Source organism: Cyclobacterium jeungdonense, assembly GCF_010994275.1.
GTDB lineage: Bacteria > Bacteroidota > Bacteroidia > Cytophagales > Cyclobacteriaceae > Cyclobacterium > Cyclobacterium jeungdonense.
Genome location: NZ_WMCD01000005.1, coordinates 59,486 through 78,067, shown reverse-complemented (window position 1 = coordinate 78,067; position 18,582 = coordinate 59,486). Strand labels below are relative to the sequence as shown.

At 45.1% G+C, this 18,582-nt stretch carries 12 protein-coding genes; 10 read left to right on the top strand and 2 right to left on the bottom strand.

Translation table 11 applies throughout. The annotated features are described in order from the left end of the window. The first annotated feature begins 169 nt into the window (after positions 1-169). From GKS34_RS11835 to dgt, 4 genes are read left to right on the top strand one after another with little or no spacing between them, the layout of a single operon-like run. A complete protein-coding gene (locus GKS34_RS11835; RefSeq protein ID WP_163385040.1) occupies positions 170-1,348 on the top strand; it encodes an efflux RND transporter periplasmic adaptor subunit in 1,179 nt (392 codons plus the stop codon). A gap of 12 nt (positions 1,349-1,360) precedes the next feature. Further along, positions 1,361-4,537 carry an efflux RND transporter permease subunit gene (locus tag GKS34_RS11830; RefSeq protein ID WP_163385039.1) on the top strand — a complete coding sequence of 1,059 codons (3,177 nt, stop codon included), beginning with the start codon at positions 1,361-1,363 and terminating at the stop codon, positions 4,535-4,537. Between the two features lie 14 nt (positions 4,538-4,551). After that, positions 4,552-5,973, top strand: a complete 1,422-nt coding sequence (locus GKS34_RS11825; protein ID WP_163385038.1) for a TolC family protein — start codon at positions 4,552-4,554, stop codon at positions 5,971-5,973. A 48-nt stretch (positions 5,974-6,021) separates the two neighbouring features. Continuing rightward, positions 6,022-7,350, top strand: a complete 1,329-nt coding sequence (dgt, locus tag GKS34_RS11820) for a dGTP triphosphohydrolase (protein ID WP_163385037.1) — start codon at positions 6,022-6,024, stop codon at positions 7,348-7,350. 75 nt (positions 7,351-7,425) lie between these two features. On the opposite strand, the gene GKS34_RS11815 is transcribed toward dgt, so the two are convergent. Next, positions 7,426-7,848 (bottom strand): secondary thiamine-phosphate synthase enzyme YjbQ, encoded by a 423-nt coding sequence (locus GKS34_RS11815; RefSeq protein ID WP_163385036.1) that lies wholly within the window; start codon positions 7,846-7,848, stop codon positions 7,426-7,428. 106 nt (positions 7,849-7,954) lie between these two features. On the opposite strand from GKS34_RS11815, the gene GKS34_RS11810 reads away from it, so the two are divergent. Genes GKS34_RS11810 through GKS34_RS11800 form a run of 3 tightly spaced genes read left to right on the top strand, consistent with a single transcriptional unit; the run spans position 7,955 to position 10,561 of the window. Further along, entirely contained in the window at positions 7,955-8,419 is a 465-nt protein-coding gene (locus tag GKS34_RS11810; RefSeq protein WP_163385035.1) for a GlcG/HbpS family heme-binding protein, read from the top strand. A gap of 52 nt (positions 8,420-8,471) precedes the next feature. Continuing rightward, positions 8,472-9,626 (top strand): methionine aminotransferase, encoded by a 1,155-nt coding sequence (locus tag GKS34_RS11805; protein WP_163385034.1) that lies wholly within the window; start codon positions 8,472-8,474, stop codon positions 9,624-9,626. Between the two features lie 11 nt (positions 9,627-9,637). Next, complete coding sequence (locus GKS34_RS11800) at positions 9,638-10,561, top strand: sugar phosphate isomerase/epimerase family protein (protein ID WP_163385033.1); 924 nt, start codon at positions 9,638-9,640, stop codon at positions 10,559-10,561. Position 10,562: 1 nt separating this feature from the next. On the opposite strand, the gene GKS34_RS11795 is transcribed toward GKS34_RS11800, so the two are convergent. Then, the gene (locus GKS34_RS11795; protein WP_163385032.1) at positions 10,563-11,642 is read right to left on the bottom strand and encodes an endonuclease/exonuclease/phosphatase family protein; all 1,080 of its coding nucleotides are present in this window, start codon (positions 11,640-11,642) and stop codon (positions 10,563-10,565) included. Between the two features lie 119 nt (positions 11,643-11,761). Between GKS34_RS11795 and GKS34_RS11790 the strand changes: the two genes are divergently transcribed. The 3 genes from GKS34_RS11790 (at position 11,762) to uvrA (ending at position 18,540) form a co-directional block, all read left to right on the top strand. Next, entirely contained in the window at positions 11,762-13,354 is a 1,593-nt protein-coding gene (locus GKS34_RS11790) for an ATP-dependent DNA helicase (RefSeq protein WP_163385031.1), read from the top strand. 134 nt (positions 13,355-13,488) lie between these two features. Beyond that, complete coding sequence (locus GKS34_RS11785; RefSeq protein WP_163385030.1) at positions 13,489-15,606, top strand: hypothetical protein; 2,118 nt, start codon at positions 13,489-13,491, stop codon at positions 15,604-15,606. Positions 15,607-15,696: 90 nt separating this feature from the next. Then, entirely contained in the window at positions 15,697-18,540 is a 2,844-nt protein-coding gene (uvrA, locus tag GKS34_RS11780; RefSeq protein ID WP_163385029.1) for an excinuclease ABC subunit UvrA, read from the top strand. Positions 18,541-18,582 lie beyond the last annotated feature (42 nt).

The window sequence follows — 18,582 nt, the reverse complement described above, 5'->3', positions numbered from 1 at the left end:
ATACGTTTTATTTATCCAGCATATTCCCCGTTGATCGCTGCAATATCCTCCCTGAGAGATTTATCTCTTGGTTGGAAAGATAAATTGTATTATTTATGTCGTGTTTATTGAATCTTCATATACGTAGGTGTGAGGATGGGTGTGTAAGTTTATCGTAGGAGAATTTGTAATGAAAAGAAGTAAATTAAAAGGTGTCGGAATCGTTTTTTTTCTTTCCGCATGCAGTATTATTTTTTCATGTAGTGAAAAAAGGCAAGTGAAAAGAAGTGATTCGGCAATCAGAGAGTTTCCGGTAATTAAGGTAGTGGCTAAAGACACCATTTTGCATCGGGATTACGTAGCCGATATCAGAGCCATCCAAAATGTGGAATTAAGGGCTCGGGTAGAAGGTTTTCTGGAAAAAGTATTTGTGGATGAAGGGAAGCAGGTAAAGAAGGGTCAGATTCTTTTCAAAACCAATGATCAGGAGTACAGAGCAGACCTGGCCAAAGCCAAGGCCAACCTGGAAAGTGCTAAGGCAGAAGCAAAGGTAATGCAATTTGAGGTGGAGCGGTTGAAGATTTTGGTAGACAACAACGTGATCTCAGAATCCGAGCTGAACCTGACCCGGGCAAAATACGATGCCGTAATGGCTAAAATAGAAGAAGCAAGGTCTGCCGAGGCCAATGCAGCTGTGCAATTGTCTTATACGGAAATCCGCGCTCCTTTTGACGGTATTACGGATAGGATTCCACTGCGTACCGGAAGTTTGATCGATGAAGGTAGCTTACTGACCACCGTATCTGATGTCAGTTCGGTTCACGTGTATTTCAATGTGTCGGAACGTGAATACCTGGAATACATTAAGGCCAAGGACGAAACGGCAGAAAATAATGTGGTAGAACTGGTTTTAGCCGATGGTTCCCCCTATCCATTTAAGGGAATGATTGAAACCATGGAGGGCGAGTTCAATGCCAATACTGGTTCCATCGCTTTTAGAGCCCGGTTTCCTAATCCGAGTAAAATCCTTAAGCATGGATCTACCGGAAAAATCATTCTGACCAACCGGGTTCGGAATGCCATCATTATTCCCCAAAAGGCAGTTTTTGAAATTCAGGACAGGAGTTTTGTCTATGTAGTGGACGAAAACAACAAGGTAGAGATGAGAAGTTTTATCCCAAGGGCGAGGTTTTCTCATTATTACATCGTTGAGTCCGGATTGGAAGAAGGCGAAAGCCTGGTATTTGAAGGCATTCAAAACATTGAAAACGGGATGACCATACAGCCAAAGATCGTAGCTACTGAAGATGCAGCTACCGAATCGATAGAGGAAAATAATGCAGTAGCCGAAGTAGTGCAGACCCGTTAAGCGATATCAGTCATGTTCAATTTATTTATAAAGCGTCCGGTATTATCCCTGGTCATTTCCCTATTCTTTGTGCTTTTGGGTTTATTGTCCTTTTTCACGCTTCCCATAGAGTTATTTCCGGACATTGCGCCTCCTTCAGTGGCCGTAAGAACCAAATATCGGGGAGCAAATGCGGAAGTGGCGGCTAAAACAGTTGCTACCCCATTGGAGAAGGTGATCAACGGGGTGCCTGGTATGACTTACATGACCTCTGTAAGTAGTAATAGAGGAACGGTTATTATTAAGGTTTATTTTGAAGCGGGAACCGACCCCGACCTTGCGGCTGTAGAGATACAAAATCGAATCTCTACAGTGGTGAATGAATTGCCCGAGGAAGCCATTAAGGCAGGCGTCACAGTGGAAAAACAAGTGGAGGGCTTGCTCATGTACATTAATGTGGCCAGCGAAGACCCCTCTTTAGACGAAGCATTTATATATAATTTTACCGATCTGAATGTACTTCAGGAATTGCGACGGGTGGACGGCGTCGGTCTGGCGGAGATCATGAGTACAAAGGATTATTCCATGCGAATCTGGCTGAAACCGGACCGGATGACGGCTTATAAAGTATCCGCAGATGACGTAGTGGAGGCCATTCGTAATCAGAATGTAGAAGCAGCTCCGGGACAGTTGGGTATCAGCTCGGGTAAAGACATGCAAATGCTGCAGTACGTATTGAAGTATACGGGTAAGTTTTCTGAACCCAAGCAATACGAAAATTTGGTCATCCGTGCCAATTCCGATGGATCCATCCTTCGCTTAAAGGATATTGCAGATATCGAGTTTGGAAACCTGAATTATGGAAGAATTGCCAAATTGGATGGCAGGCCGGCAGCCTCGGTCATGGTTATCCAACGACCAGGGTCCAATGCAAGTGAAGTGATCGCCAACGTAAAAAAGAAGGTCGCGGAAATAAAAAACAATACATTTCCGGCAGGGATGGATTACAAGATTTCATATGACGTTTCCCGATTTCTCGACGCTTCTATTCAGGAAGTACTGGTGACTTTGGTAGAGGCCTTTATTCTGGTTTTTATCGTTGTTTTTATCTTCCTTCAGGATTTTCGGTCTACACTGATCCCGACGTTGGCCGTACCAGTTGCCCTGATCGGTACCTTGTTTTTCATGCAGTGGTTGGGTTTTTCCATCAACCTGCTGACCTTATTCGCCCTGGTATTAGCCATAGGGATTGTGGTGGATAATGCCATTGTGGTGGTAGAAGCCGTGCATGCTAAAATGGAAAAAGAAGGTTTGGCACCAAGAGCGGCCACCTTTGCTGCCATGAAAGAAATCAGCGCAGCCATCATTGCCATTACTATGGTGATGTCTGCCGTGTTTATTCCGGTGGCCTTCATGTCGGGGCCCGTGGGAATCTTCTACCGGCAATTTTCGCTCACCCTTGCTTTTGCCATCTTTATTTCAGGAATTAATGCCCTTACCCTTACCCCGGCGCTTTGTGCCATTCTCTTGCAAAATCATTACGGGAAGGAAAAAAAGCGAACAATTTTGCAGGGGTTCTTTGACCGGTTTAACCGCACTTATTCGTTCTTTGAAAGCAAATACTACCAATACATTACCTATCTCGTTCCCAGAAGAGGGATTACAACCTTAATATTGGTAGGTTTCTTTGTAGCCACCTGGGGGATCAGCAAAATACTGCCTACCGGTTTTATTCCTACCGAAGATCAGAGTATGGTCTATGTAAATGTAACTACTCCGGTAGGGGCGACAGTGGAAAGAACCGAGAAAGTGCTTGACGAATTGATTCAAAAGCTTGAAGGCAACGAAGCGGTGGAATCGGTCTCCAGTTTGGCTGGCTATTCCCTTGGAAACGGACTCTCAGGTGCTTCTTACGGCATGGCTATGGTCAATCTAAAATCCTGGGATGAAAGAAAAGACCTGCCTATACAGGAAACCTTGAACGAGTTCAGAAGCTTGTCCCAAGGGATTTCTGATGCCAAAATTGATTTCTTTTTGCCTCCTACCGTTTCGGGTTTCGGTAATTCCAGTGGCTTCCAAATGAAGGTACTGGATCAAACCAGTACCGGCAATCTTGACCGGCTGGCCACCATTACCAACGATTTGATAAAAGAATTGGAAGCAGCACCGGAAATCAACAATGCTTTCACGGATTTTGATCCCACCTTTCCTCAGTTTCTGGTTCACATAGACCAGGACATGGCCGCAAAGAATGGGGTCACCATAGCCAAAGCCATGAGTACCATGCAGATTTTACTGGGAGGGATGTACGTCTCCGACTTTGTTAGGTTTGAGCAGATGTACGATGTAATGCTTCAGGCAGGACCTCAATATCGTGCAAGGCCGGAAGATGTCATGAATTTGCAAGTAAAAAATGATGTGGGAGAGATGGTTCCCATTTCTTCCTTTCTTACCATGGAAAAAGCCTATGGACCGGAACAACTGACACGGTTTAATATGTACAATTCCTCAACCGTCAAAGGATCGGCCGCTCCAGGTTATAGTAGTGGGGATGTCATCACAGCCATAGAGCGAATCACCGCAGAAAAACTACCACAGGGCTATAGTCACGATTGGTATGGCATGTCCAGGGAAGAGGTGGGTTCCGGAAACCAGGCCATTGTCATCTTCCTGATCTGTCTCTTGTTCGTTTACCTTATTTTGTCGGCGCAATACGAAAGCTTTTTATTACCCCTTCCGGTGATTTTATCGCTACCGATTGGCGTTTTCGGCGCCTTTTTCGCATTGTATGTGCTTGGATTGCAAAACAATATCTATGCTCAGGTGGCACTGATCATGTTGATCGGACTGTTAGGTAAAAATGCCATATTGATTGTGGAATTTGCGATTCAAAAAAGGGATGCCGGACATTCGGTGATTCAGGCAGCAGTAGAAGGTGCCGTCACCAGGCTCCGGCCAATTTTAATGACCTCATTTGCTTTTATAGCAGGTCTGCTGCCACTGGCCATGGCTACGGGGGCAGGTGCCCTTGGGAATAGATCCATCGGTACGGCGGCAGCCGGAGGGATGTTGATTGGGACCATTTTCGGGTTAATCGTCATTCCCGGCCTGTATGTGATTTTCGCCCATTTTACCTTTAAAAAAATTGATTCCGAGCCGGAAATAATCGTGAAAGAAGAGGAGGCACCGGTATCTTTTTCGAATAATTGAACCACTGAAATTCCATGTTTTTACGTAATAAGTCCTACACACGCCTTGCTATAATCACCTGTGCCCTGGCTCTGGTATATTCTTGCAAAAGCATTGAGGTTCCGACACTACCTGTGATGGAGCCTTTGCCTGAAGCTTTTCTGGATATAACGGATTCCTCCAGTATAGGGGATATTTCCTGGGAAGCCTTTTTTAACGATCCCAATCTCGTTCGGCTCATAGACGAAGGACTCGAGAAAAACCTGGACCTTCGAACCGCTTTGGAGCGGATCGAAATTGCCCGCACCCAATTTCGGATTAGTAAAGGAGCCATTTATCCAACTATGGATGGCATCGTTCGGTATCGTTCAGGTGACATTCGTCCCAATTTGTTGGGCGGAACAATCAATGGTGACCGAAATGTTGTCAACCGCCTTGAAAATAATTTTATCGGTTTTCAAAGCACCTGGGAAATAGATGTCTGGGGAAAGCTCAGGGACAGGAAAGAAGCTTCCTTTGAAGAATTTTTGGCCACTGAAAAAGGGCGCCATTTGGTAGTGACCAACTTGGTTGCGGAAATATCCAAATTGTATTACGAGCTATTGGGTATGGACATTGAATTGGAGACCATTGAGCGAAATATCGAATTTCAGGAGATGGCGCTGGAGTTGATTAAAATTCAGAAGATGGCCGGAAGAGCCACTGAATTGGCCGTGCAGCAGTTTTCCGCCCAGTTACTTTCAACCAAAAGTCTGGCCATTGAAAAGCAACAAGAGATTCTGGAAACAGAGAACTACCTGAATTTTATACTTGGAAGATTTCCGCAACCCATTGCCAGGGCCTCCTCCTTGCTGGAGATTAAATTGCCTTATGCCATGGATGTGGGCCTCCCCTCCGACATGCTGTTGAGAAGACCGGATATTCAGCAGGCGGAACACGAACTTCGTGCCGCCAACTTCAATGTGGAGGCAGCAAGAAAAGAGTTTTTGCCCTCCTTTAGTTTTACACCCTATGTGGGGTTAAACGACAGAAGTCTTCCGGCTGCATTGAAAATGCCTGGCGGGCTTACCATTGGTTTGCTGGGCGGGCTTACTGCTCCGATTTTTGCGCAAAATAAAATACAGGCAGGTTTTGATCGGGCAGTATCATCCAATAAAATTGCGTTATATAACTACCAGCAACGAATACTGGACGGCTATCAGGAAGTAATGAATAAACTGCAGCGCATCGAAAACCTCCGGACGGTGTATAGCCTCCGTGACGAAGAAACAGCAGTATTATTAAATGCTGTATCTACTTCCAATGAATTATTTCGTGGAGGCTATGCCACCTATCTCGAAGTGATTACCGCCCAATCCAGGGTATTGGAGGCTGAGTTGAGTAAAACCAATACCCGTATCGAAATGTTTCTCACTGTGGTGGATCTGTATCGTGCGTTGGGCGGGGGTTGGAAATAGAAAAGTTTTCTTTTTCCCCATACGAGAGCTTTGTATTTTTGGCAGCATATGATGAATTGGGAAAAATTAATCGTTCCGGAGGGACTTCACGCTTCAGAAGCTGGGCAGCAACGCAGTCAATTTGAAAAGGATTATGACCGAATCATTTTTTCATCACCCTTCCGGAACCTGCAGGCTAAAACTCAGGTATTTCCCCTGCCCGAGCAGGATTTCGTCCATACAAGGCTGACGCATAGTCTGGAAGTATCCAGTGTGGGCCGTTCTCTGGGAAAATCTGCCGGAAGTTTTCTATTGGAAAAGTATCCGGAATTGAAAACGAAGCAACTGCAACCTTTTGATATCGGTGGGATAGTAGCTGCTGCAGCCCTGGCCCATGATATTGGCAACCCACCTTTCGGGCATGCCGGTGAAGAAGCCATTTCGGATTTTTTCCGCTTTCACCCCAAAGGACAACGCTGGGAGAGCAACTGCAGCCGTCAGGAATGGGAAGATTTGACGCATTTTGAAGGAAATGCGCAGGGCTATCGCATGCTAATGGACCGTAATAACGGAATTTATATTTCTCCCCCTACCTTGGCTGCCTTTACCAAATACCCGAGACCCTCCTGGACTTCAGCAAAAGACCAAAAGCGGCGCAGCCAGAAAAAGTTCGGGTTTTTTACCAGTAATTTAGCAGATTATACTGAGTTGATGGAAATGATGGCCATTCCACTCCTGGCTCCTAATTGCTGGATGCGGCATCCACTTGCTTTTTTGGTAGAGGCGGCAGACGATATTTGTTACAGCATCATTGACCTGGAGGATGGCTGTACCATGGGTTTGGTTTCCCTGGAGGAAACCATTGGGCTGCTGGCAGCGATAATTGGGGATAGGTTTTCTGCTCAGAAATTGGAAAAATACCCTGCGAATCGACAAAAGTTGGCCATTCTCAGAGCCATGGCCATCAACCAACTTATTGAAGAGACCGATAAGGTGTTCCAGGAAAAAGAGTCGCTGTTGTTGATCGGGGAATTTGACCAGGCCCTTACAGATTGCATACCCTCAGCTGCGGCATTGAGCGCTATCAGTGCTTTGTCTGTAGAGAAGATTTACCGTTCGCAGCCGGTGTTGGAGAAGGAGGCCGCCGGATATCAGGTCTTGGAAGGGTTATTGGAAACCTTTGGAGAGGCGTTGTATCACCATCATTTTTTAAAGGAAAGGTTTTCGGGTCAAAATAAAAGTATTTTGCGCTTGCTTCCGGACCAATTGGTGCTATCAGGTCCGCAATCCGCCTACTCCATACTTCGGGGATTAATGGATTTTGTATCCGGGATGACCGATAAATACGCCCTTTCGCTTTACCGTAGGGTGAAAGGTATTTCCCTTCCAAATACCTAGGAAGCTTGTGGATAAAGCTGTGGATAAAACAAATAAAACAGGTTCAGGCCTTTGTTTGAGAGGCAAAAAACAGGTTCAGGTTCCGAATGCGGTTAGGACGAGTTTTCTGGAACCACCATGATCCCTGAATTCTCCCAAATAAATTCCTTGCCAGGTTCCGAGGTTAAGTTTTCCCCCGGAAATGGGAATTTGCACTGAAGAGCCAAAAATACTTGCTTTCAGATGCGCAGGCATATCATCGGCCCCTTCATAGGTGTGGACAAAGTGTGGGTAAGTTTCTGGAATCAAGTCGTTTGTGAACGTTTCAAAGTCCTGACGGACAGAGGGGTCTGCATTTTCATTGATGGTTAACCCGGCGGAGGTGTGTTTGATCCAGACCTGGAGCATGCCGGAACCTATATTTTTCATTTCGGGGAAGTTATCCACAACCTCCCTTGTAATGAGGTGAAAGCCTCTTTTATAGGCTGGTAATCGGATTTCTTTTTGAAAAATTTTCATGGTTTTGTCCGTTTGAGTCGATTCTCAAATATAAAAAATTTAAGAATAGCCATTATTTCTTTATATTTAAGACAACACCAATTTACAACCTAAAAAAACCACGATAATGAAGCAACTTATAGTATCAATCTGGGTAGTACTGGTCTTCTGTCTCAGCTATTCTGTCCATGCACAGGAGACAACTCGGTTACTCAGCCTTGAGGATGCCCAGCGGATATCCGATGCTGCAGAGTCCAGAGCCCGGCAAGACAATTGGAATGTGGTCATCGCCATTCTGGATGCAGGAGGCCATTTGGTAGCATTGCGCCGAATGGATGGAACTCAAATTGGGAGTGTGGATGTGGGCATTCAAAAAGCCACCTCGGCGCTGAAATTCAAAAGACCCACAAAAGTATTTGAAGATGCCGTCAAATCCGGCAACGTACACATCATCAGCCTGCCCGGTGTTGTAGCTGTGGAAGGGGGCTTGCCCATAAGAGACGGTGATAGGGTGATTGGGTCCATTGGCGTTAGCGGAGTAACATCTGCTCAGGACGGGATCATTGCGGCAGCCGGATTGGAATCATTTTAAATTTAGTTGTACCATCAGTCGACCGGGAGGCAATTTCCGGTCTTTTTTATTTATGCAAAAAGAAAAGGAATTACCCTCCAAATTGCCTTATGTGGGCACCACTATTTTTACGGTGATGTCCGGTTTGGCTACCAAAGAGGGAGCACATAATTTATCACAGGGATTTCCGAGTTTTGACTGTTCTCCCAGGCTAAGTGAACTAGTTAGCCATTATGTAAAAAATGGCTACAATCAATACGCTCCAATGAGCGGGGTGCCTGCGTTCAGGGAAAGCCTGGCTGAAAAATCCAGTCTTGTCTATGGAGTGAACTACGACCCGGAAACCGAGGTGACCATTACCTCTGGCGCAACGGAGGCCATTTTTTGTGCCGTGACCGCCGTAGTTCATCCCGGCGATGAGGTGATCGTCTTGGAACCAGCCTACGACAGCTATGTCCCGGCCATCGATCTGAATGGGGGTGTTCCTGTCTATGTCACGCTGGATGCACCGGATTTTAAAATAGACTGGCAGGCAGTTAAGGCAAAAATATCTCCTAAGACTCGGGCCATTATGGTCAATACGCCCCACAACCCGGTTGGAACGGTATTTAGCAAAAGCGACCTGGACTCCCTGGCAGAGCTTGTTCGGGATACGGATATTTATATCATCAGTGACGAGGTATACGAACACATCGTATTTGACGGTGAAATTCATCGTTCCATGATGACGCATCCGGTACTGCAGGAGCGGACCTTCGTATGTGGATCGCTTGGAAAAACGTATCATACCACCGGATGGAAGATCGGTTATTGCCTGGCCCCCAAAGCCCTGTCGAAAGAATTCAGGAGAATTCACCAATACATAACCTTTAGCACGGTCACCCCCATGCAATATGCCTTAGCAGATTTTCTAAAACTTCCGGAGCACTACGAGAAGTTGGGCGCCTTTTATCAAAAGAAGCGAGATCGTTTTAATGAAGCCCTCAGGGCATCCCGGTTTAGTTTTACGCCGTCGAAAGGTAGTTTTTTTCAAATTGTTTCCTACCGGGAAATTACCGACGAATATGATTATGATCTGGCCATACGCCTGACCAAAGAGATAAAGGTGGCCTCCGTTCCGGTTTCCGTGTTTTACAAAGACAAAAAGGACGATAAATTACTTCGGTTTTGCTTTGCCAAGGATGATGAGATCCTGGACAAGGCAGGTGAGATACTTTCTAAACTTTAAAAGTTATTTACATGCTAAAATTAGGATTTGTTAGCGCCATTCTGGCGGAAAAAAGTTTTGAAGAAGTGATTGATTTTGCCGCTGCAGAAGATTTTTCTTGTGTAGAAATGATGTGCTGGCCAAAAGGAAAGGCAGAAAGACGGTATGCAGGGGTGACTCATATTGATGTAGCCCAACTGGATACCGCCCAAATTAACCACATAAGAGAGTACCAGCGGGAAAAAAAGGTGTTTGTTTCCGGATTGGGATTTTATCCCAATCCCATGGATCCGGATGAATCCAAAGCAGAAGCTGCCTTATCCCATATCAAGGCCGTCGTCGACGGTGCGGAAAAGCTGGGGATACCTGTGGTAAACACTTTTATAGGGAGAAACCCCTCGCTAAACATGGATGACAATCTGAAAATGTTTGCTGAGCGATTTCCGGCGGTAGTGAAGCACGCTTCAAAAAAGGGGATTCGTATTGGGATCGAAAATTGTCCCATGTTTTTTACCAATGATGAATGGCCTGGGGGTAAAAACCTGGCCATTTCCCCTGCCATTTGGGAAAAAATGTTTTCAATCATACCCGACCCTCAATTTGGATTAAACTACGATCCCTCCCACCTGGTATGGATGCAAATGGATCCGGTACAACCCTTGTACGAGTTTCGGGACCGACTACACCACATCCACCTGAAAGATGTGAAACTCTATCCCGAAAAGCTCAACAGGGTTGGCATTCTGGCCAATCCACTGGAATACCATTCCCCAAAAATCCCGGGGCTGGGAGATGTTCCCTGGGGAAGGTTTTTTGCGGCATTAACAGATGTAGGCTATAGAGGACCCTGTTGTATCGAGGTGGAAGACAAGGCCTTTGAAAAATCCCCGGAGGACGTAAAAATGGCCATTCTGACAGCAAGAAATTACCTCAGACAATTTATTCCCATAGCATAGTTCAAATAGTAAGGATGTTTGGATTGGACTGATCGATGGTTTCTTGGGTCCAATCCTTTTCTTCCTTATCTAATTTTTCTTTCTGGTTTTCTTGTTCGTTTTCAGGTGCAAGTTGAAACCGGCCATACATGGGGAAATGGTCGGATGAAATGGAGGGAAGGCGTTTGATTTTTGTCAAAAGGAAATGCTTGGAATGAAATATATGGTCCAGTGGCCAGCGAAGGGCGGGGTATTTGGCATGAAAGGTATTGAAAAATCCCCGGCCCTTTCTGGGATCCAGCAAACCGCTGATTTTTTGAAACAGGCGGGTAGTCCGGGACCAGGCCACATCGTTCAGATCACCGAAAACCAATACCGGTAAATCGGCATCCTTTACATTTTTACCGACAATTAATAATTCGGCATCCCTAGGCACAGAACTGTCACTTTCGGAAGGGCTGGGGGGTTCCGGGTGAACACAATGTATTTGTACTTTTCTTCCGGACGGCAGGATTACCTCGGCATGTATGGAGGGGATATCGTCTTCCACCAGGTATAGCTCTTTGATGTTGTCCAAAGGAAGATTGGAATATAAATGCATTCCATATTGGTTGTCCAGAGGAATTTTGACTTGCTGGGGATAGTCTTTTTCGATGATTTCCAGTTGCTTTCCCCACCATTCATCAGATTCCAGGGTTAAGACCAGGTTGGGTTGGTACCGATTTACCAGTGCGATCAGTTTTTCTACATGCCGGTTTGGCGTATAGACGTTACTAACCAGCAGTGAAATTTCATTTTCCCGGGAATGTTCCTTTGCGACCCGAACTTCTTTTTTTCCAAAGAAAGTATAAGGATAGATCTTGAAAGCCTGAAATATAAAACTTGCTACGACTCCCGCCAGCAAGCCTAAACTCCAGGGATCGGTATTTAGGGACGGAATAAAAAACAGAACCATGGTAACGAAGGCAATAGCCAGCAGCTGTAACCTTGGGAAATCAAACATTCTTACCGACCAATGGCCTAGTTTTAATATGCTAGCTGCAACAGCTAACAAACAAAGGGAGGCAAGGAAAATTTTGGTCAGGTTTAGGGCCAGTTCCATGGGAGTTGTAATTTTAAGTTAGCAGGGATTGTACATTATTATTTCCAATTTAGGCAGAATATATACGAAACAGGTTTATTTATTTATAATTTTAAGCAACAAATAAATGAAATGGGCCAATGACTTTTTTGAAAACATTTTTCAGGCAGGAATTTGAAGCAAAGGGTTTGGACATGTCAAACGAGCCCTTTATTCAGGCACTGGAAATAGCATTATATACCAATAAATCTCTGTTTCTAACAGGTCGGGCAGGTACTGGAAAGACGACCTTTCTACATACCTTGAGAAGGATCAACACCTCAAAAAACACGGTAGTTGTGGCACCAACCGGGGTAGCCGCCATCAATGCGAAAGGCAAAACCATCCATAGCTTTTTTAAGATTGATCCCCGGCAATTGTTTTTGCCCGGAGATCCCCGGTTGGAGCCCAAAGCCACCGGTCCAAATGGATCTATATTTGATACGTTCAAGTATAACAAGAGCAGACTAAGCCTGATCAAAAACCTAGACCTCCTAGTCATCGATGAAATATCCATGGTCCGGGTAGAGTTGTTGGATGTCCTGGACCAGATTCTACGCTTATTTCGGAGAAAAAGGCACTTGCCTTTTGGTGGAGTCCAATTATTATTGATTGGAGACCCTTTTCAGTTGCCGCCCGTAGTCCGTGAAAACGATTGGTCGCTTTTATCTGCCCACTATCAAACGCGGTTTTTTTTCAGCTCTCATGCATTTCAACAGCTCAGGCCCTACCATATAGCCTTGCAAAAAATTTACCGGCAAAAGGACGAGGTCTTTAAAAATTTACTAAACCGAATCCGCGAAAGTAAGCATACCTTTGATGACATCGCGTTTCTGAACAAGAGGGCCTCATCATATCATTTTGATCTGCTGGATCAGGGGTACATCATGCTGGGGACACATAACCATTCTATAATTCGTATTAATCAGCAAAAATTGGACCTGCTGGAATCTCCGGTGCGGACCTATCCCGCTTCCATGGAAGGGGAATTTCCTCCTTCCATGGCTCCCTTTGACCCCTTAGACCTGACCCTCAAAGTAGGCGCACAGGTGATTTTCATGAAAAATAATCCGGAAAAGAATTACTATAACGGTATGATCGGAAAGGTGGTTGAGATGCATGAGAACAAAGTGGTGGTGGAAAACAATGCCGGCGCTTTTCTGGAAGTGGAAAGAGAGGTATGGGAACATGTGGATTTCCGATTCAATGATAAGGAAGGAAAAGTGGATGCGGAAGTGATTGGCAAGTTTACCCAATTTCCTCTCAAACTTGCCTGGGCCATCACGGTTCATAAAAGTCAGGGCCTAACCTTTGATAAATGCATCGTAGACATTGGGCGATCTTTTGAAGCAGGGCAGGTATATGTAGCCCTAAGTCGCTGTACGAATCTGGAAGGATTGGTATTGAAAGCACCTATTGGCATGCAAAGCGTAAAGGTTAGTCAGGACAGCCTGAATTTTAGCTTGCAGCGTCAGGAAGAATCGCAAATTGAAGAAGACTTAAAAGAACAGCGGGCCTTCGCCTCCCTGCCCTATGCCTTTGATGCCTACCGGAAAGGGAATTTATCTAAGGCAAAAGCTATTTTTAAAGAGGTTCAGGAAATCCACGATATTACCAGGTATGCCAAGTGGAAACAATTTCTTCAAATAAAACCATGGCTGGATAGCCGGATTGACATAAAGAAATCCACTTAAACCCCTGCTTTACAACACATAAGATAGATAAATTTTCTCCACTTTCCTTGATAAATCAATTTTGAATATATAATATTGTATTTGACAGCATTATAAACGCTTTTAGTAAAAAGCATTTTTTAAAATAGAGGGTTATGAGAGGATTTAGACAGCAAATCGGGAATCTATCCCGTTCAGTTATTATTGGTTTTTGCCTTTCCATGGGCAGTTTTGTACAAAGTCAGGCACAGTTGGCATGTGAGGGCACCCTACCCGCCAATTTCACCAAACCTTGGGTTCGACCCGCTGACAATTGGGATGGCTATGTTTTTCAACTATCTCCGGATTACCAGCCAAAAAGTGATTGGAACAGGAATTTTACAGGAATTTCCGGTGCAGACCGTAAATACAAAGGTTATTTACTTCGAGATGGAAACCACTTTTTGTCCACCACCGGACTTGCCTTCGATTCCCGGTTTTCGGATTACAGCATAGATGGGGACAGTAGGGATTCTGATTTCTTTCCTACGGGAACGAGTCAGACAGTGGCAGGGGGCTGTGATACCCAGCTATCTAACTTTGGAGTGATTTTGAGGAGTAAAAAGACAATAGATGAGCCTGGTATTTACAAGGTCAGTGTTGGAAGTGATGACGGATCTTTTTTCAGGATGTTTGAAAATGGGAGTACTTCCGATCTTACTCCGGACGTTAATGGAGACCCTGTGGCACATGACAACTGGTACAAGGATGGGAGTGATGGGTATTACAATTTTGTCTACAATCAAAATATAAGAAACTATTACATTCCCTTTGATGGTGGGGAATCTATCTGGATGGACTTGCACTTTTACGAAAAGGAGGGAAACAACCGGTTGAGTTTTAATTTTGAGCTCTATTTTGGTCCGGGGGAGGTTCGCAATGCTGGAAATGAAACCGGTGTCCGCTCTTATTGCGGGATAGCACCTGATCCCGAGCCTTTCGAATCCCTGGGTCCTGCTGTTTTTGCAGAAGGAACCGTGCCCACCTATCAATGGCAATATACCAGTGTAGAAAATCCCTCGGAGTCAGACTGGATATCCATTTCCGGTGCTGCCGGATTGACTTATGATATCCCTGCCTACGATGAGTCTATTCCTGAAAACGCCTGGACCGGTACCCGGTATTATAGAAGAAAGGCAGAAAATACGGCTTTGGATGCCGAGGGAAATACACTGGTAAATACCTTTTCTTCCAACGTGTTAGAAGTTACTATCAGTGTGATCGAGGACCTGGATCAGTCAGCCTATGGTACCAACGAATGGATAGGTCATGTGTATTCCGGTGCTAAAAACTTTGATTCCGAAAATTATTTAGGCCGGGTAACAGAAAATGCGGTTTTAGTCCAGGATTTTGATTACAACGGACTGCCTTCCTCGCCGGTTACTTTTACTCCTGATTACGGTTGTCCTTTTCTAACAGACCGGTTTTCAATTCGGTATAAGATGCGACTTGATGTAGAGCCAGGCACGCTGAATTTTGCCATTCGTGCCGATGATGGGTTTAGGCTAAGCCTGGATGGAGGAACGACCTGGATGCTCTCCGGACAATGGGAATCAGGTGGTAGTACAGCTCAGGAGTACACGGCGCAATTCGATGTGCCGGATGGCGTGGATCAATTGGATCTGGTGATGGAATATTACGAAGAAGCTGGAGGAAATACAATGGATTTCGATTACGAATTGGTGAGTTTGTTTTTGCCCTTGCGTTGGGGAAGTTTTGAGGGACAAGCTTGCGGGGATAATAATTGCCTGAGCTGGGTAACTCTTCAGGAAAAAAACACGAGCCATTTTGTCATGGAGCGGTCCTCAGATGGTTTTTCATGGAAAGAGCTGCAAGAAAAGATTCCGTCTGGGGGAGTAACCAATGGAAAGGTACAATACGAGGCTATGGACAGCACTTTTGAGTCCAGCTGGAGCTATTACCGGATCCGGCAGGTAGACCGGGACGGGCAAAGCAGCTACTCCGAAGTAATCCGCGTCTCCAATACTCAGGTCATTGAAACCATACTTCCCTTTCCCAACCCAACAACGGACTTTGTTCATTTTGATGAAAGAGAAGAGGTACTCCAGGCGGAGCTTATAAGCCAGGACCAACGGATAAGACTAGAACCAGACCTGGAAAAAATCGGAAAAACCAGGTACAGGATTGATTTACGTCCTTATCCAGGTAACCATTATTTGATTAGCCTATCCACGAACAAGGGAAAAAGGACGTTCAAAATCTTTAAAAGGTAATCAAGAGCAGGCAGATAATGATCGTGCAAATACGTTAATTTTCCGTAACATTTTGTCATTTCCGGGGTTGGGTTGGTATCTTTGCAAGTTATGGGCGCAATCACTACCGAGAACACAACTATACTGGAAAACCTGGATCCAAAATCCTTCATTATTATAAAGAATGCGCGGGTAAACAATCTAAAAAACCTGAGCATAGCGATTCCCAGAAACAAGCTGGTGGTGGTTACCGGTTTGTCTGGTTCCGGAAAATCCTCGCTCGCATTCGATACCCTATTTGCAGAAGGTCAACGCATGTACGTGGAAAGCCTCAGTTCTTACGCACGCCAATTTTTGGGTCGCATGGAAAAGCCGGAGGTAGAATATATAAAAGGTGTTTCCCCTGCTATCGCCATTCAGCAGAGCGTAAACACCAAAAACCCCAGGTCCACGGTAGGAACAACAACTGAGGTATACGATTACCTGAAGTTGCTTTTCAGCAGAATTGGAAAAACCTATTCTCCGGTAAGTGGGGAGGAAGTAAAACACCACACCGTAACGGATGTAGTGGATTACATTCATTCTTTTGAGGAGGGTGAGCGCGTCATGATTAGCTGTCCCCTGCATCTGCTGGCAGGAAGGGAAAAGGGCAAAGAGTTGGAAATTCTGCTTCAAAAAGGATTCACCCGGGTATTAATTGATGGGGAAGCGTTTTTTGTTGAGGATCTGTTAACAAGTGAGGAGCTGCCTGAGGGGAATTATGAAATTCTCATTGATAGGGTTTCGGTTAATTCCGATGATGAGGACAACCACTTTAGGATTGCAGATAGTGTTCAGACTGCTTTTTTTGAAGGGCATGGCACCTGCACGGTGGTGATTCCGGAAAAGGATAAGCGTGTTTTTAGTGATAAATTTGAGCTGGACGGGATTCGCTTTGAGTTGCCGTCAGTCAATTTTTTTAGTTTCAATAATCCCTATGGGGCATGCAGAACTTGTGAGGGATTTGGATCAGTTTTGGGTATTGATCCTGATTTGGTGGTTCCTGATAAAAGTCTGTCGATATTCGAGGGTGCCGTTGCCCCATGGAGGGGAGAGACTACCAAAAAATGGGTGCAGCCATTACTAAAAAATGGGATTAAATTTGACTTTCCGATTCATCGTCCTTATGAAGATCTGGATGAAAAGGACAAAGCCGTTTTATGGACCGGAAACGAATACTTCAAAGGGTTGAATGACTTTTTTGCTTTTATTGAGAGCAAATTACACAAAATTCAGTACCGCGTCATGTTATCCAGGTTTAGGGGTAGGACTACCTGTCCCGATTGCCATGGTACCCGAATCCGGAAGGACGCTTCATACGTAAAAATCAATGGTAAGTCCATTACTGATTTGGTTTTACTGCCCCTGGATAAATGCCTGCATTTCTTTGAAAATCTGAACCTCGCTAAAAGCGATCAAAAAGTTGCCGATCGGTTATTAAAGGAAATCTCCAATCGGCTGCTCTACCTGGATCAGGTTGGCTTGGGGTACCTGACCCTCAATCGCCTCACTTCGTCCCTATCTGGAGGCGAATTTCAGCGTATTAAACTGGCGACCTCTTTGGGAAGTGCCCTGGTGGGGTCCATGTATATTCTGGATGAGCCAAGCATCGGCCTTCATCCCAGAGACACGGAACGATTGGTAGCGGTATTGAAAACTCTGCGGGATATGGGAAATACCGTTATAGTCGTGGAGCACGAAGAGAAAATCATTCGGGCTGCAGATCAGGTAATCGATATTGGTCCGGATGCCGGGATACACGGGGGAGAGTTGGTTTTTCAGGGAAATTTGGAGGAATTAATGGCTGCTGGAAACACGCACACTTCCAGATACCTTAGCGGGCAGGAATCCATCAGTCATAAGACAGTCAACAGAGCCTGGAAGGATCATATTTTGATTCGTGGAGCCAGGGAAAACAACCTGAAAAACATCACGGTGAAGGTACCTCTAGGCGTGCTGACGGTAATTACCGGTGTGAGTGGATCGGGTAAATCAACCTTGGTAAAGAAGGTATTGTATCCGGCATTGGGAAAATTCCTGGGTACGGTTTCGGAGGAATCCGGAAAGCTGGACAAATTGGACGGGGATTTTAGAAAAATCACCCGAGTAGAATTTGTAGACCAAAATCCCATCGGGAAGTCTTCCCGATCCAATCCGGTCACTTATGTAAAGGCCTATGATGGAATTAGGGCACTGTATGCTGATTTACCCCTTTCCAGGCAGCGTGGATACAAACCGGCATTTTTTAGCTTTAATGTAGACGGTGGTAGGTGTGAAGCGTGCCAGGGTGAAGGTACCCAAAAAATCGAAATGCAGTTTATGGCTGACATTTACCTTACTTGCGAATCCTGCAAGGGGAAGAGATTTAAAAATGAGATTCTGGATGTCACCTACAAGGATAAACATATTTCCGATGTGTTGGCGATGAGCATTGATGAGGCCATGGATTTTTTTGAAGGAAAGAATACCATTCTTCAAAAGTTACAACCCCTGCAGGAAGTAGGATTGGGGTATATTGGCTTGGGACAGTCCTCGAACACGTTGAGTGGAGGAGAGGCTCAACGTGTTAAGCTGGCTTCTTTTTTAGGAAAAGGGGAAACCAAATCCAAGGACCGGATTTTATTTATTTTCGACGAACCCACCACGGGTTTGCACTTTCACGATATAAAAAAACTGTTGCATTCCATGAATGCCTTGATTGAGCAGGGACATACGGTGCTCATTATCGAACACAATACCGAAGTGATCAAAGCAGCCGACTGGGTAATTGACCTGGGTCCGGAAGGTGGGGAAAAAGGAGGAATGGTAACCTTCGAAGGCGAGCCGGAAAAATTAATGCTGGAGAAAGGTAATTTTACGGGAATGTATTTGAATGAACTGGGGAAAAGTTCCACAGGTCAGCATAGCAGTTCATAATAAATTCACCGTTCAAAATTAAAAACTTGTGATTTAGTATCA